Source organism: Streptomyces sp. NPDC088915, from assembly GCF_044749825.1.
Classification (GTDB): Bacteria; Actinomycetota; Actinomycetes; order Streptomycetales; family Streptomycetaceae; genus Streptomyces.
Map to the genome: position 1 here is coordinate 1 of NZ_JBIVIR010000035.1, position 14,686 is coordinate 14,686.

17 protein-coding genes are annotated in these 14,686 nt (G+C 70.3%); 6 read left to right on the forward strand and 11 right to left on the reverse strand.

Annotated features, from left to right (window positions below):
- Positions 1-427 precede the first annotated feature (427 nt).
- Complete coding sequence (locus ACIP5O_RS36060; RefSeq protein WP_401301829.1) at positions 428-1,615, reverse strand: hypothetical protein; 1,188 nt, start codon at positions 1,613-1,615, stop codon at positions 428-430.
- 1,491 nt (positions 1,616-3,106) lie between these two features.
- Here ACIP5O_RS36060 and ACIP5O_RS36065 point away from each other — a divergent pair.
- Both ACIP5O_RS36065 and ACIP5O_RS36070 read left to right on the forward strand, forming a co-directional pair.
- On the forward strand, positions 3,107-3,451 hold the full coding sequence (locus ACIP5O_RS36065) for a hypothetical protein (protein ID WP_401301831.1): 345 nt from the start codon (positions 3,107-3,109) through the stop codon (positions 3,449-3,451).
- Positions 3,452-3,653: 202 nt separating this feature from the next.
- Positions 3,654-4,262 carry a helix-turn-helix transcriptional regulator gene (locus ACIP5O_RS36070; RefSeq protein WP_401301833.1) on the forward strand — a complete coding sequence of 203 codons (609 nt, stop codon included), beginning with the start codon at positions 3,654-3,656 and terminating at the stop codon, positions 4,260-4,262.
- Between the two features lie 779 nt (positions 4,263-5,041).
- On the opposite strand, the gene ACIP5O_RS36075 is transcribed toward ACIP5O_RS36070, so the two are convergent.
- The 5 genes from ACIP5O_RS36075 to ACIP5O_RS36095 all read right to left on the reverse strand — a co-directional run bounded on the left by ACIP5O_RS36075 (position 5,042) and on the right by ACIP5O_RS36095 (position 7,489).
- Complete coding sequence (locus ACIP5O_RS36075) at positions 5,042-5,524, reverse strand: hypothetical protein (RefSeq protein WP_401301835.1); 483 nt, start codon at positions 5,522-5,524, stop codon at positions 5,042-5,044.
- Between the two features lie 177 nt (positions 5,525-5,701).
- Positions 5,702-6,190: a hypothetical protein gene (locus ACIP5O_RS36080; protein WP_401301838.1), complete on the reverse strand. Its 489-nt coding sequence runs from the start codon at positions 6,188-6,190 to the stop codon at positions 5,702-5,704.
- 231 nt (positions 6,191-6,421) lie between these two features.
- Positions 6,422-6,865, reverse strand: coding sequence for a hypothetical protein (locus ACIP5O_RS36085; protein WP_401301841.1), 444 nt, complete (start codon positions 6,863-6,865; stop codon positions 6,422-6,424).
- Between the two features lie 106 nt (positions 6,866-6,971).
- Positions 6,972-7,106, reverse strand: a complete 135-nt coding sequence (locus ACIP5O_RS36090) for a hypothetical protein (protein WP_401301844.1) — start codon at positions 7,104-7,106, stop codon at positions 6,972-6,974.
- A gap of 98 nt (positions 7,107-7,204) precedes the next feature.
- Entirely contained in the window at positions 7,205-7,489 is a 285-nt protein-coding gene (locus tag ACIP5O_RS36095) for a hypothetical protein (protein ID WP_401301847.1), read from the reverse strand.
- Between the two features lie 134 nt (positions 7,490-7,623).
- On the opposite strand from ACIP5O_RS36095, the gene ACIP5O_RS36100 reads away from it, so the two are divergent.
- Positions 7,624-7,812 (forward strand): hypothetical protein, encoded by a 189-nt coding sequence (locus ACIP5O_RS36100; protein WP_401301850.1) that lies wholly within the window; start codon positions 7,624-7,626, stop codon positions 7,810-7,812.
- Positions 7,813-7,856: 44 nt separating this feature from the next.
- Here ACIP5O_RS36100 and ACIP5O_RS36105 read toward each other — a convergent pair whose 3' ends face one another.
- Entirely contained in the window at positions 7,857-8,033 is a 177-nt protein-coding gene (locus ACIP5O_RS36105; RefSeq protein WP_401301853.1) for a hypothetical protein, read from the reverse strand.
- 86 nt (positions 8,034-8,119) lie between these two features.
- Here ACIP5O_RS36105 and ACIP5O_RS36110 point away from each other — a divergent pair, with 86 nt between their 5' ends.
- The 3 genes from ACIP5O_RS36110 to ACIP5O_RS36120 all read left to right on the forward strand — a co-directional run bounded on the left by ACIP5O_RS36110 (position 8,120) and on the right by ACIP5O_RS36120 (position 10,158).
- A complete protein-coding gene (locus ACIP5O_RS36110; protein ID WP_401301856.1) occupies positions 8,120-8,341 on the forward strand; it encodes a hypothetical protein in 222 nt (73 codons plus the stop codon).
- A gap of 611 nt (positions 8,342-8,952) precedes the next feature.
- Positions 8,953-9,570 carry a hypothetical protein gene (locus ACIP5O_RS36115; protein ID WP_401301859.1) on the forward strand — a complete coding sequence of 206 codons (618 nt, stop codon included), beginning with the start codon at positions 8,953-8,955 and terminating at the stop codon, positions 9,568-9,570.
- Positions 9,571-9,837: 267 nt separating this feature from the next.
- Positions 9,838-10,158 (forward strand): hypothetical protein, encoded by a 321-nt coding sequence (locus ACIP5O_RS36120; protein ID WP_401301862.1) that lies wholly within the window; start codon positions 9,838-9,840, stop codon positions 10,156-10,158.
- Here ACIP5O_RS36120 and ACIP5O_RS36125 read toward each other — a convergent pair.
- From ACIP5O_RS36125 to ACIP5O_RS36140, 4 genes are all read right to left on the reverse strand, one after another.
- Complete coding sequence (locus ACIP5O_RS36125; RefSeq protein WP_401301864.1) at positions 10,065-10,826, reverse strand: helix-turn-helix domain-containing protein; 762 nt, start codon at positions 10,824-10,826, stop codon at positions 10,065-10,067. The genes ACIP5O_RS36120 and ACIP5O_RS36125 overlap by 94 nt on opposite strands.
- A gap of 566 nt (positions 10,827-11,392) precedes the next feature.
- Positions 11,393-11,794 (reverse strand): DUF6009 family protein, encoded by a 402-nt coding sequence (locus tag ACIP5O_RS36130; RefSeq protein WP_381405802.1) that lies wholly within the window; start codon positions 11,792-11,794, stop codon positions 11,393-11,395.
- Positions 11,791-13,287 (reverse strand): phage/plasmid primase, P4 family, encoded by a 1,497-nt coding sequence (locus ACIP5O_RS36135; RefSeq protein ID WP_401301910.1) that lies wholly within the window; start codon positions 13,285-13,287, stop codon positions 11,791-11,793. Before ACIP5O_RS36135 ends, ACIP5O_RS36130 begins: the two co-directional genes overlap by 4 nt.
- 26 nt (positions 13,288-13,313) lie before the next feature.
- Positions 13,314-14,423 (reverse strand): bifunctional DNA primase/polymerase, encoded by a 1,110-nt coding sequence (locus tag ACIP5O_RS36140; protein ID WP_401301867.1) that lies wholly within the window; start codon positions 14,421-14,423, stop codon positions 13,314-13,316.
- Positions 14,424-14,686 lie beyond the last annotated feature (263 nt).

Below are 14,686 nucleotides of genomic sequence, written 5' to 3' on the forward strand. Positions count from 1 at the left end.
CCCGCGGAGCGGGTATCATCCCGCTTCGCGGGATGAAGCGCAGCGACCCGCTTCGCGGGTCGCCAACCCCCGCGCTGCGCGCGGGGGTTGGGCCGGGGCGCAGCCCCGGGCCCCGGTTCGCTTCGCTCTCCGGGGCACAACCCCGGGGCCTTCGCTGCGCTCCGGTCCCGGGGTTGGTGGCGCTGCGCGCCACTGGGGGCCCGGTTCCCGGGCCCTGATGGGCCGTCCGCTGCGCTTCCGGCCCTGCCCGCTTCGCGGGCGGCTGGCTACGGGGTGGGGGCGGGGCTTGGTGGTCGGCTGCATCAGGTTGATGCAGCATGTAGCTTTGGCGGATGGGCAGGGCACCCCCGGATGGGGGTGCCCTGCTTTATTTTGGGCCGGGGATACGTTCTGGAATCAGGGTGTATCCCCGGCCCGTGTGGGGTGGTTACAGGCGGGGGAAGAATACCCGCGCGGCGAGCGGGTGACGGTGGATCTGTCGCAGGTATTCGGCCTGGAAGGTTTCGCGGCTCGCGATTTCTGCGGCGCGGAGCTTTTCCACTCCCTTCTTCGTCTTGACGATTACTCCGTCGATGATGCTGATTCCGGCTCTGCCGAGGTCGGAGAAGAGGTTAGCCCGCAGGTGCAGGTGGACCTTCCCGGCTTGCTCGGTGATGGTGACGGCGTACGCGAGATCGGCAAGCGGGTAGACGTGGGTGTCGCGGGTGCGGTCCGTTCCCCGGCGGTCGGTCAGGATCTCCGGGCGCAGGGCGCGGAGGTAGTGGGCGAGGGTGGCGCGGGTGTCGGGGCGGAAGGGGATGTTGATGTTGTCGGTGTCGAACTCCCGGATGGTGGGCCGCTGCCACATTCCGCTGTGGCTGGTGGTGCAGGCGCGGAGGATTTCGTCGTACGTCCTGCGCAGCTTGCGCTGGATGTAGGTGAGATCGTCGTGCAGGGCGGGGGCGGTGAGGCTAGCCCATCCGTCGGGAAGCTCGAACTGTGCGGTCGCGGTCGCGGTGGCGGTGCTGAGTGTCGGGACGGGGACGAGGACGCGCAGGGCGTCGGGGTCGACGACGTCGGCGCTCAGGAGTGAGCCGAGTACGGAGGCTTCCTCCACGATGCGGCGGGCGCGGGTGGCGGAGAGCTGTCCGGCGCGGACGGTGTGGGCTGCGACGGTCGCCCGCTCGGTCTGGGTGCGGCCGACGAGGTGGGCGTGGAAGCGCTTTTCTCCCTGGATGGATTCGCGGTCGAGGGTGTGGGGGTCGTAGCTCCACGACACGACGGGGGTGAGGTCGTAGGTGTGGCAGTGGTGGGCGAAGGTGTCGGCCATGACACCGAGTCCCTGGACGAAGGCGGCGGAGTGGTCGTGCAGGCCGGGGCGCTGAGAGGTTCCGGCGGAGATGACCATGAGTTCGTACAGGGCGTGGGGGGCCTTCTTGTTGGTGAGGGCGTATGCCTCGTCGGGGGAGAGGGAGATGTGCCCGAAGACGTCGGTGCGGTCGTAGAGCTGGCCGACGGTGCGGAGCTGGCCGGTGCGGCTGATGTAGCCGGGGTAGCCCTTGGCGGGCAGGGAGTCGAGCACGGGGACGGCCTTGCGGGCGTCCTCGATGTGCTGGGGCAGGAGCGGTCGGGCCACGGTGGGCCTTCCTTTCGGTTGGATGCGATGGCTGCCGGTCGGGGTGTGCCGCCCCTTCCGACAAGAACAAGATTAGCGCACTTCTGATCTCCGTGTCTATGGAAAACCGCAGATCAAAGCCAGTCCCCCGCCCCCACGCCGAAGCGCGCAGCGCCCGGCCCCACCGCGCAGCGGCCCGTGAAGCGCAGCGGAACGGCCCCCACTCCCCAACCCCCCGGCGCACCGCGCCGGGCCCCCCACGGGACGCGCAGCGGCCCGCCCGCGCAGCGGGGACACCCGCTGCGCGGGGAAGAAGCAACAGGACGCGCAGCACCCGACCCCTCTTGCCGGGCGCACCGCGCCCGGCCCCCAAGGGCCGCGCAGCGGCCCGCCCGCGCAGCGGGGAACCCGCTGCGCGGGGAAGAAGAACGCCACACCCCTTGGAACACCGCAGGCGCTCCGCAGCCTGCTGCCGCGAGACGGAGCGCCCGGTAAGCGGCTTCGATGCGCCCCGCTACCGACCGGAAGTCCGCCGCGCCGTGCTCTGCCCGCGCCGCCAGGCGCGAGACCGCGCCCCGCCTGCCGCCAGGCAGGCGCCGGGCCGTCAGGTCCGGCTTCAAGGGCCGTCAGGCACTCCGCCCCCTGTAGAGCTGCGCTTTCGCCGCGCCTGGAAACACCGTTGGTCCGCTACGGCGGGGAGGGCGGGTGCGTGGTGGTGGGGTGTGGTGGAGTTCTGGCCGGGGTGCGGCAGGGGCTGCGCGGAGCCGGTCCGGCCAGAGCTGCGCCACACCCCACCACCACGCACCCGCCCGGCGGCCCCGACCCGCTCTGCCGGGGCTGCGCCGCGCTCGCCTGGCCGGTACCCGCCTCCTGGGGCATCTGGGCGCGCGCCGCCGGCCTTTGGGCGTTGCTGCGCCGCTGTGCGCCAGGGGGAGCGGGTGCGCCCCGTGGCGAGGTGAGCGAAGGACTGGACCCGGCCCCGGGAAGGACCGGGCTCTTGTTCCCCGAAGGGCCCTCCGGCCGGTGGTTCGCGGAACTGGACGGCGCGGGGGGCCGGGAGCGCGCGGGACGGGAGGGGCGGGGTGGGGCGTGCTCGGTGTGCGCGGTGCCCGGAGCGTGCCGCGCCCCGGGCACCGCCGGCGGCGCGCCGCCGCCTACGCAGCGGGGCGGTGGTGGATGCGGGCGGCGGCTCGCCGTGCGGGAAACCGCGCATCCCGGCCGGTTTCGATTCCGGACAGAAAGGCGACATGTCTGCGCCCGGTGAGGAATAATCGATTTCCGCTCAGGGTGCATGCAGCGTCCCGGGCGGGAAGAGGGGAAATTCCTGTGGAGAAGGTGGCTTTGTCCGGTCCTCCGGCGAGCGGTAAATCGACGATTGCGAGGAGGATTTCCACTTCGCTGGGGCTTCCGCATACGGACCTGGACGAGGTTCTTTTCACCGATTCCGGGCCGCTTTCGCTCGATGAATTCCGTGCAGAGGCGGAACGCATCACGCGGGGGCAGGCGTGGGTGGTGGAGGGGAACTACTCGAAGCTCGCGGACGTGGTCTGGCACCGGGCGCAGGTGCTGGTCTGGCTGGACCTGCCGCTCGCCCTGGTGGTGCGCCGGATCGTGTACCGGAGCCTGCGCCAGCTCGCCGGCCTCGACACCAGCGCGCAGGCACGGCGGCTGACGTGGAACCGCGCGTTCTTCGGCCGGCGCTCCCTGCTGCGCACCGCCGTGCGCAAGTACCGCCACAACCGCCCCCGCTACGCCCGGCAGGTCGCCGAGACCGCCGCCCTGGGCGTCCGCGTCGTACGGCTGCGCAGCGGACGGCAGGCGAACGCGTGGCTGGCGGAACAACTCGGGCAGCGGTGAAGGGTTCACACCCCCATGCGGTATCGAAATGATGTAACGTTGGGAGTGTCACACCCGGGAACGGGTGAGGCCGGCGGAGGACCGCCCAAAGCGGTCCGGCACACCGCCGGCCTCGAACCATCGCAGACCCCGGAAAGACCGGGCTCCTGCACCTTCACGATACCCGGCCCCACGCCGGTCCATAAGCCTTCGAGGAGACGACGTGATCCCCCGCAGCCGGCCCGTCATCAACGAAGCCGACATCGCCGCCCGCGCCGGCGTCCCCTTCCCCACCTGGCGCCGGCGCGACGCCCCCGCCTTCCGCGAACACGTCCCCAGCCTCCTGCCCGACAGCCGCTTCCTCCTCTACGACCTCGCCCAGGCCGAGGCCTACCTCGCAGGCAAACCCATCCCCGCCCTCCCCGCCGGCGAACACCCCGACGACCTGCTGACCGACAAGGAAACCGCCACCCTCCTCGGCATCAGCACCGCCACCGTCCGCTCCTACGCCGCCCACGGCTACCTCTCCCCCGGCACCACCCGCTACGGCGCCCGCCTCTGGCCCCGCCACGAAGTCCACGACCGCCGCGACAACGCCCCCGGCCGCGGCAAAGGCGGCGGCCGGCGCGCCGGCGAACCCCAAGGCCCCCGCAAGACCCACGCGTACGAAGGCGACCCCCGCCTCGCCATCGCCGCCCAGGCCCTCGCCACCGCGCCCCCCGGCACCCCCAAAAGCCGCATCGCCGCCGAACTCGCAGACCTCCACGGCCACACCCCCCGCACCTGGGAACGCCTCCTCACCACCACCGCGACCCACCTGCACAGTGACTGACCAGAGCAGTTCGGGCGCCCCCTCCTAGCCTTCTTTGGAGACCGACTGATGCTGTGCCGAACCTGCAAGACGATGCATGACGGCGAAACCGCGCAGGGGTGGAAGTGCACCGTCTGCGGCGTCCTGAACAACATGCCGCCGCCCCCGCCTGCTCACCTCGCATGGCCGAGACCGGTGAAGCCGCGCATACTCTCACGACGAGAAATTTTCACCGTTGACGTCGAATGCCCCAAATGCGGCTCCGCGCCCATCACGGTCCATCTGCACTATGTAAATACGCAAACCTGTCGACGATGCGGCACCGCTCTTGCAGCCAACCGGGCCCTTCTGTATTACGACTTCGGAAGATCCAAAGCAAAAAGCGAACGCTTTGTACAGAACATTTATGGGTGCTTCGCTGTCGTCGTTGCTTTCCTCGTCATTCTCATAGTCATCGCAACCAACTGATTGTGATCCGTTAGTTTCATATCCGTGCGCCACCTACATATGTAGCGCGGCCCTCGCCAGAGTGCACCCGACGGGCCGGTCCGTGGCTGGTGATGTGCCGCCTACATGACAGCGGGCCGCTTAGGGATGTGCCACGTCATGTCAGCCACCAGAACACCACACACCACTTCATGTCAGTGACTAACCGTTGCCATAAGCCAAAGACCTGCAAGAAAAACCCCTCATGGCCACCCGTCACTGTCATGACCTCACCGTCATGAAGCCGGCACATCGCATATCGCGCCCCGCCGCTGTCGCGGAGCCGAGACACCGCGCCCGGCTGTGCGGTGCGCTCAGCGCCCGTACGTCCTGCGGCACAACTCCACCGCGCCCATGGGCGCCTGGAGCTGCTGCGCCTGGCGGCAGAGCTGGCGCATCTCCCGCGCCTGCCCGGTCGTCGGCTGACGGCGCGGGGTGGTGAGCTTCTTCGGGTGCTTGCGGGGCTTGGCGGCCGTGCGGGGAATGGTCCTGGCGGTGCGCTTCTTCGTGGTGCTCTTCTTCGCCGGGCGCCGGGTCGTCGGCGCGGTCCGGCGGGTGGGCCCGGCAGCGGCGGGCCGGGCGGTCGGGCGCGCGCCCGGGGCGGCGGTCGCGGGCGCGGGGGCGGCCTTCGCCGGGGCGGGGCCCGGCGGGGCGGCGGGCGGGCGCGGGTCGGTGACGTCGAGCGCTTCGCGGGGCGCGGCCGGCGTCGGGAGCGGGACGGGCGGGCGGCTGCGGGCGCGAGCGCGGCCGGCCGGGGCGGAGCTCCAGGAGCAGGGGCGTGGGAGACGGCCACGCACCCGCTGGTGGCGAGGAGCGCGGCCAGGACGGCGAGGAGCGTATGGCGGGGGTGCATGGGGCCACGCTCCCGCAGAGGGGGCGCGCCCCGGGGGCGGCGCGGCCCGGATCCACCGTGACGAGTGACCGGCAGGCCGACGACCGCAGGGCGTCGGAGCGCCCGCCCGGGGGCTGTAGTCCTACGCCCGATGCCGCAGGAGAACACAGGAGCGCAGGCTCGCCAGGGCCGGGCGCGCCAGGACGCTCTCCAGTTTCCCGCTCCGGCCGGCCAGGACCCACGCGAACCCCCCGGGCACCTGGTGCGCCCACATCCCGTAGAGCATCTCCAGCGCGGCGGTGCGCAGTTCGTGGGCGCCGAGCACGACGACCAGGCGCGGGGTACGCGCGAGTTCGGCCACGATCAGGTCTTCTGCGTCGGCCAGGCGGTGCGGGCGCGGGCCGTGGGCAGTGGCCAGGTGCAGCGCGGTGTACAGGGCCTCCACTGCTGCGGCGCGGTCCCGCGGCGCCTTCGCGTGGACCCACACGGCCTCCGGCGCGCCTTCGGGCAGGAGCAGCACCGGACGGGTGATGGCTCCGGTGTACTGGAGCGGGCCCTCCCCCTCCACGCACATGATCGCCCTGGCGGCGACGACTTCCCTCAGATCCTCGTACCGCTCCGTATCAAGCACCGCAGGCCTCCTCCGCGCAACGTTCCACGGTCGAGCCTGCACGGCGGGGCGGATCCGCGAGGCGTGAATACCCAATGACCACCCGCGCGAGACGGCTATCGGGTAACGGACCCGATGAAGGGCGGGGCGCCGACGGGCCCGGCAAGAGCGGGTCGGCGGGGTCGACGGAGCCGGGACGGCGGAGCGCCCGCCCGGGTCCGGGCGGGCGCTCGCGGCCGAGGAGGAGGCGGGTCAGGCCGGGGTCGAGGAGCGCAGGACGGGGTGGTCGATGTAGTGGTGCTCGATGTCGACGCCGTACGCCCCGCCCCACGCCTTCCAGGCCAGGCGGCCGACGCTTTCCGCGGCCGCGACGCTGCGGTGCCGGCCTCCCTGGCAGGCGACCGTGAGCCGGACGAGGCGGCCCACGGGCGTCTCGTCGGCCAGGGCGCAGAGCTGGACGGCGGTGCGGAGGATCACCTCCAGGGCGCCGGGGGTCGCATGGACGTGGGCGTGGACGTCGGCGTCCAAGCCGGTGCGGTAGCGCATCGCCGGATCGTCGGCGGGGTTACGCAGCGCGCGGCGTAGGTCGAGGTACAGGCCGTCTGTGACGAGGTCGTGGGCGCCGTCGTGGCGGACACCGATGGAGGAGATGACGGCGACGACGAGGCCTCGCCCGGGGAGGTGTGTGGTCTGCATGCCCACCACGATTGCGGCCCGGCCAACTCCGCGGAATGAGTTGCCCGTTGCGTCCCTAAGGATGCAACAGGCAACGAGACAGGGCGTGCTGTTCGCGGGGCGGGGGTCAGCTCACCCACTCACCGACGAGCGTCCACTCTCTGGCCAGATCGGCCGCCTGGTGGCTGCGGATCTCGTCCCGCATCTCCTCCGCCGTGGCCTGCCTGCCGGTGAAGGGGCACCCCCGGCGCGCGTGGCTCATCGGCAGCACGCATCCGGCGGGGGAGCACGCGGGGAGGTCAGGTCATGTCGGCATGCTCGCACTCTCTCACGGTCGTCCCGGGCCGGGGGCGGGGGCCGTCAGGGCAGGCTCAGGCGCGTCAGGGTCGAGGGGTGGGCCATGCCGAGGCCGCCGGTCTGGCGGTAGGTCACCTCCCATCCGGCGGCGAGGAACGCGGCGCTGAACGTCTCCTCGATCTCTTCGCGGTGGTCGGCCCGGCGGTCGGCCACGCGCACGATGCATCCGGTACGGGTATAGGAGATCAGCACGTCTGCGGTGGGCACGTGGGTGCTGTACTCCCCCAGGGCGGCGAGCGCGGCGGCGATGGGGGCGGCGGCGGAGGCGATCCGGTCGGCAGTGGTCACGGGGTCTCCCAGGAGGTCGGGGCGGAGCTTCGTGCCGGCGCCTCGGCGGCGCCGGGGCGGGACCGCGCGTCGAGGAGGGCCCCGGCGGGGAGGAGTGCTGCCGGTGTCGGGCGCCGGGCGGATACGGTGAGCCGATGAGCACAGTCGAGCTGCACGGCGGCCCCCTGGACGGACAGCGGATCGGCGTCGACCCCGAGGACACCGACCCGTGGATCGCGATCATCAGCGACCACGGCCGCTACCCCGGCGGCCGGTCCCTCTACCGGCCCGACACCGACGGCGTCTGGCGGTGGGAGCGCGACCTGCGCCCCGAGGAACTGTGACCCGGCCCCCGCCCTTAAGGCAGGGGCCGGTTTGTGAAACCGCGCTACTGCTCGCCCAGCTTGACCTCATAGGACTCCACCTCGGCGCCCTCGCCCAGCTCCTCGCGCTTGAGCTGCATGTAGCGCTCCAGGGCCGAGTCGCTGTAGGAGACCGCCGACGCCCCGGCCCTGTCGCCCAGCCGCCAACCGATCTTGAAACTCTTGCTCGCCTGCTTCGCCATGGCCTGTTTCCTCCTGCGTCCGGGTGTGCGTCCAGCCTCGCACCCGCCACTGACAGCGCAGGTCAGGCGCTGCGTAGGCTCGAGCCATGACCTTCCACGTGTCGCTCCAGTTCCAGCCGCCGGACGGGCCGGCCGTCACCGGCACATGGGAGCGGGAGGAAACGGCGGACGGCACATTTGAGGAGTGGGTCTACACCTACTCCGCGCACCCCACCGCCCGCATCACGCTCGTCGAGGAAAGCGACGGTGTCCGCCGTGTCCTGTCCGAGTGGACCCGGGACAGCGGCACCATCCGGCACACCACCTGAGGAGGGGAAGCGCAACTACCGGGGGCCAATGTGATCAGAGCTGTCTTTCCGCAGGTCGCCGACTGGATGATCGATTGGGCGCGAGTGGCGCACAGACGACTGTTTTAACCTCCCTGCGGTTGTGGGTTCGGGGACAGCCAAATCCCAGGCAGGTGGACTGTGACAGGAACGGGAGTACCGACGGCGGCGAGAAGCTCGCGCGGGGGTACCCCCATTGCGTGGTCGAAAGACACTGTGCCGCCGGAGAACGTCGCGGTGCAGGCCGGCACCCACCGCTGCGCACGCTCACTTCCCCGCAACCGGGCGAGGAGCTCGGCTGGGGTACCAGGGGCGGGCGCGTACGGCGGGACGGGAGCGTGGTAGCCGGGCTGCGCGCTCATCGAAATCCTCCTGGCGGGTCGTCACCCCTCACGGTACGCGCGCCGCTGCGGCCTCGTCCCGATCATCCCGGCCCCGGCCCCAGGGGCGCGCGCCACCGGTACGCACTACATCTGCCTGTGGAATATGACGCGATCCGGCTGCGGGAAAAGGTGGTTGCTGCGCATCGTGGTTCGCAGAAGTCCCGGGCTCAGTGCCCGGGGCGCCGGTGTCGAGGTGGAAGGGGTGTTGTGGTGTACGGAGTGCGGGAGGGGTGGCGGCGGGAGGGCTTCGAGTCGCATGAGGGCGCGGTCGGGGTGCTGCTGGCCGACGGCAGCGAGCCGGGCCCGGTCTTCTTCGACCTGGGCAGCGGCAGCACCTTCCACGAGTCGACGTCCTGGTGGCACTATGACGGCACTTTCCGCCGGCCCACCGCCGTCTCGATGCGGGGCCGGTGCGCATGCGGCTGGCGCGGCACGAAGACGTACGTCATCGACTGGGAGAAGGTCCGCGAGGACGACGACCCCGACGCCTACGACACCTCGGGCCCGTACACGGAGTGGAAGGCGCACCTCGACGAGGTCGCCAGACGCGCGGTGACGCTGCCCGAGGACCTCGCAGGGCTGCTGGGACAGGTGCGCGAGCGGCTGGACCGGCTGTGGCTGGAGGACGATTCGGCGCGCGGATACGCGGTGATGCTGAAGGCCTGCGAGGAGCTGGAGACGATCGTCGCCGAAACCGGCCCCGAGGCCGCCCGGGCCCTGGCCCGTGAGCACGACGAGGCGATGGACACGATCGCCGAAGCCCTCGGCGCGACGGAGAAGGCCGCCCGCGCCCGCCTCCTGCACTACGAACACCTCACCTGGCGCTGAGTCCTCCAGATGAGGGATGGCCTCGTACGGTCGCCTCCTTGCAGGTGAACCCGAGCACGTTCAGGCGGAGCGTTTCTCCACCGGACTCCGGCGCTCTGCGGGGTCGATGAGCACTCCGGGCCCGGCGTGTTCGCGGGCCTGGGTCCGCTATGCCTACGGGCGTGATCACCAACCTGCTGCGCGGCGCTGCCGCATTCTGCCTCGCCCTGACCCCGCTCACCCTCCCCCACCGCCGCCGCCGCCGCGACCACAATCGCGACTGCGGCGGTGGTGCCAGTTCCGGCGGTGCTGCCGCTGGAGGACGCCGTCGGCCGACTCCCCCTCGCCGACGAGGACCGCACCGGCTACACCCGCACCTCCTTCCGACACTGGAACACCGGCCTCGACCCTGTTGACGGCTGCAACACCCGCAACGAAGTCCTCCTCGCCGAAGCCGTCCAGGAACCGGACGTCACGGCCGGCTGCAAGCTGTCAGGTGGGAAGTGGGGCTCGTACTACGACGGCGTCGAGGTGATCCGGCGCAGGATCGTGCGGCAGTCCACGCCGACCGCGTGGCCGATCGCGGTCGCCGACTGCCCGGCCCGGTAGCGGACCAGGATCTCCTCGTCCGAGAGCGCCAGCACCATCCGGACGCCTCCCGTCTTCGGCTGCGCAGGACGAGGCGACGGAGCGGGGGCTTCCCCGGGCGTGCGGGCGCGCCAGTCGGCGTCGGGGATCCGGGCCCGGATTGTGTGGGGGGAGACACCGAACTCGCGGGCGAGCGCGGAGGCGCTCTCCCCCGCCGCGTACCGGCGGCGGACCTCCTCTTCGGTGAAGACCTGCCGGGACCGAGGCCGGGGCTGCGGGGTGCGGGCGCGGGGGCGGATCAGGTCGTCGGGGATCCTGCGGCGGATCGTGGAGGGATGCACCCCGTAGAACCGGCCGAGCTCGACCATGGTCGCGCCCTGCGCATACCGGGCGATGACCTCCTCCAGTGGCAGGAGTTCGCTCTGCTGCTCGACGGCGAGGCGGGTCGCTTCCTGCCTCGAACGGCGCTGTTCCGGTTCGAGCCGGGCTACCACCGCCTCGACCGAGATCCCCAGCGTGGCCGCCACCCGCTGCTGCGGCATCCCCGAACCGTAAAGACGCACCACCTGCGCCCGCAGGGCCTGCTCGTACGGCGTCTCCGCCCGGACGCGGTGCCGCTGCCGAGCAGCGGCCGCAGCATCCCGCCGCTCCTGTGCCGGCACATGACGCCGCACAGTGCTCTTCGACACCCCCAGCTCCCGCGCGACCACCGCGAGACTCGCACCCTCGCGATACCGACGCCGGATCCACGCCGACAGCACCTTCACATCCCGCACCACTTCGCCCCCTTCCGCCACCAGGCCAACGAGGCGTCTCTACGGAGGATGCGCCGTTGAATGGAAGGAGGGGCTTACTCGCATGAATGGGAAGCGCCCATTCTCCGCACCGGACAGACCTGGTGCTGAGGCCTTGGTCTTATGTGCGGGCTTCAGTCGCTTGAGTCGCTTACCCGACGCCAGTACCCCCTCTGACTTGGCATTTCAGTTCGGCACCTTACGTTTGCAGGTGTCTGGTTGTTCAGTCGCTGGGGCGCTTCCTTGCGTGCTGCACTGTCGGGGGCTTCCATCTGGATGTCTGTGCGCGTGAGCATGAAGACCCAGGCTTCTCTACACGGCTTTGCCTGTGGAGTGGGAGGAGATGGACTGTGCTCAGGTCTGCCCGCTGACACCAAGGCATGAGTATGTCCAGCCGGGGACGTAGCGGCTGGGCCAGGATGTTGGTTTCTGAGTCGCTTGAGTCGCTGTGGCGTGGGCGGTCAGAGGGGGAGGCTTATGCCGAGTTCCTGCATGGCGCTGGAGGGGGGTCCGCCTTCGCTGCGTTCGGTTTTGCGGCCCTTGGTGGCGGGCTGGAGTGTTTCGGGGTCGATGGCTTCGGCGGGTGCGGAGCTGGCGTAGAGGCCTTCGGGTTCGGTGTCGCGGTCGTGTGGCAGGAGCCAGAAGACGCGGCGGCGGAAGGTTCCGGAGGCGCGGGAGGCTTTGGCGCCGGGGCCGAGGATGGCGTAGCCGACCATGCGTCCGTCGCGGTGGTAGGCGGGTTTGCCGGAGCGGGTGGGCAGGCGGTCGAGGCTCTGGCGGACGTAGTCGAGGCGGGTGATGTCCTCAAGCCAGACAAGGTCGGTCTCGTGCTTGAGATCGTTCTCGCTGATCAGGGAACTCATGCCGTCTCCTCTTGGGCGAGCAGTCCGATGCCAGGGTAATGCTTCCTCGAATTCGACAAGATCATCTCTTTCGGGGAGGACAGGCCGAGGAGCTCGCGGGCTCGGGCGGCGAAGGTGCGGTTGCTGAGGGTGAGGCAGCCTTCGCTGGAGCACCAGGCGCGGTAGGCGTCGTAGAGGGCTTTTTGTTCGGTGCGGTAGTCGGGGCCGAGGAGGCAGGCTTCGTCGAAGAAGCGGCCGGTGTGGTCTTCGGTTTCGGCGTAGGCGGTGGTGGCGATGCGGACCTTGTCGGGGCCGGTGAGGTCTTTCTCGCCGGCCAGGTATCGGCGGGCGCCGTCGATGAGCCAGTTGAGGATGCCGGGGCCTTCTTCAGCGACGAGGATGTCGGCGAGGTTGTCGATGCGCCGGTCGTCGGAGACGGTGCGTTCGAAGGGGATCAGGCGCATGCGGCGCCAGAAGGCGAAGCCGCCGGTGCCGACTTCGGGGCGGTGGTTGCCCAGGAGCCAGAGTTTGTGAGTGGGGTTGAAGGAGAAGAAGTCCTGGCGCATGCGGCGGGCTTTGATGCGGTCGCCGCCGGTGAGGTGTTTGACGCGGGCTTCGTCGAACTTGTCGCCGGGTTTGACTTCGGAGCAGACGACGACGCGGCGGCCGTGGAGCTCGGCGAGGTCGGTGGGGTGGCCTTCGTAGAGGCGGGCCATGAGGAAGCCGGGCGGGGCGGCGTCGGCGTAGTCGCCCAGGAGTTTCATGGAGACGTCGAGGAGGACGGATTTGCCGTTCTTTCCGGCGCCGAAGAGGAAGGGCATGACCTGGCCGCCGACGTCGCCGGTGATGGAGTAGCCCAGGAGGAGTTGCAGGAAGGCGATCATCTCGGTGCCTTCGGTGTCGTCGCCGAAGGTGTCGGTGAGGAAGCGCAGGAACCTGGGGATCGGCGTGGCGGTGGGGCCGACGGTGGTGGAGCGGGAGTGGAAGTCTTTGTTGGGGTCGGGGGTGCGGACCAGGCCGGTGTGGAGGTCGACGATGCCGGCGGGAGTGCACAGGGCATAGGGGTCGGCGTCGAGGTGTTCGGCTTTGAGGACCATGCCGGGGGCGGATTTGGCCTGGGTGAGCATGGCGTTGATGCCGGCTGTGCTCAGTGCGCGGCGGCGGTGCTTGCGCAGGGTTTCTGGGGTGTGCTCGCCGGTGGGGTCGGTGGTGGCGAGGTGTTCGCCGATCTCGCCGGCGGCCCACAGGACGGAGTCGTCTTCGTCGACCTGCCAGCGGGTGGTGTCCCAGCGGTACCAGCCCAGGCCGGGGACGTGGCGGAAGTCGGCCTGGTAGAGGCGGACGAAGAGCTTGGCGTTGCCGCGGTCGGTGAGGGAGTCGGGCAGGAGGCCGTGTGAGGTCGCCCCGCCTGCCGCGGGGGGGTGGGGCTGGCCGATTTGCGGGGAGGGCAGGGTGGGGTGGGATCTGGCGAGGATCTGCGCGGCCATGCCGTGGGGGTCGAAGTCGAAGAGCATGTTCGGCTCACCGCCGACAGGGGTGGTCACGAGCGGCTCCCGGGGTGAAGGGGACGTCGGGCGCCTGCGGTCATGCCGCTGCGGATGATGGCTTCGGATCGGCGTTCCTGGCCGGGACGGGCGTGCCGGGCGGTTTCGAGGAGCGTGTCGTACGCGGCCTGTTCGGTGAGGTGGCCGGCGGCGACGAGGCCTCCGACGGTGTAGGCGGCTCGGTTGAGCTTTTCGGAGAACCCGGCGCCTTCGGTGATGCTGGCGCAGTCGGCGACCTCGGCCAGGACGGTGCTGAGCGTGGTGATGAGGGGGCTGTCGTTGTGGCGGGCGGCGATGACGGCTTGGCGGGCGCGGCTGGGTACGGGGCGCGGGGCTGAGATGTGGGCGGCGGGCAGGTGGTGGGTGCGCTGGAGTTCCTGGGTGAGCCATGCCGGGAGTGGGGCAGGGATGCGGACGGTTCCGAGCGGGGTGTAGGTACCTGCTTCGGTGGTGGTGCCCGGGGCGATGATGTAGCCACCTTCTGCACGAATGTCGACTTGCCAGGCGAGTGCACGGTTTTTGCCGGATCCTGAGGAGCACTGCCAGCGGCGGGTGTCGGTGGTGCGGTACCAGATGTGCAGGCCGCCCGAGGGAGTGCGGACGCGGAGGGTGGTGTCGTCGTCGGCAGGACTTTTTTGACCGCGAAGGGCAGCGAGGACCGCGAGGGTGTGGAAGCCGGTGGTCATCTGCGAGACGTCGATGTCCTCGGCGATGGTGATGCCGGGAAGGAGACAGTTCCTGTCGGGGGGAGCAGCGGGGTGGGCATCAATGTCGATGACGACGAGGTTGGCCAGCCCGCAGGCTACGGCGACGCCCATCTGGGGGCGGGGGCCCCACCACTGCTGGATGCGGTTCGTGTCCAGGGTCGCTGCGTGGAATCCGTGGCACCAGCGGCCCTCAGTCCTGCAAGGACAGCTCTGGTGGCTATGCCCGGGTGTGCGGCACGCCGGACAGTTAGCTGCCGGGGTCTTCTTTCCCGGGGCCAAGGGATGGACCGGCCAGCCATGGCTGGCGCACCAGCGGGCAAGGGTCAGCGCATCTGGTGGTGTGTTCTTCGAGCCAGTGACTGTTGAGTCGCTGGAAGAAACCTGCAGGTCAGCAGGCATTTCGTTCCCCCTAAAGCGACTCAAGCGACTCAACAACGAACACAGCCTAGCGAAGACGCCCGTTCGATCGAGCCACCCCTGAAGACAGGCGAGTCGCGAGAAGGAATGCGGCAGCGACCGAAGTTGTCGGGGAGTGACTCAGTCGCTTCGGTCGCTGCTTTGGGTAGCTGGGTAAAACCCCAGGTCAAAGCCTCGCATCTGGCAAAGTAGCGACTGAAGCGACTGTAGACGCCTATATATGACACGCACACGCGCGATCTGCG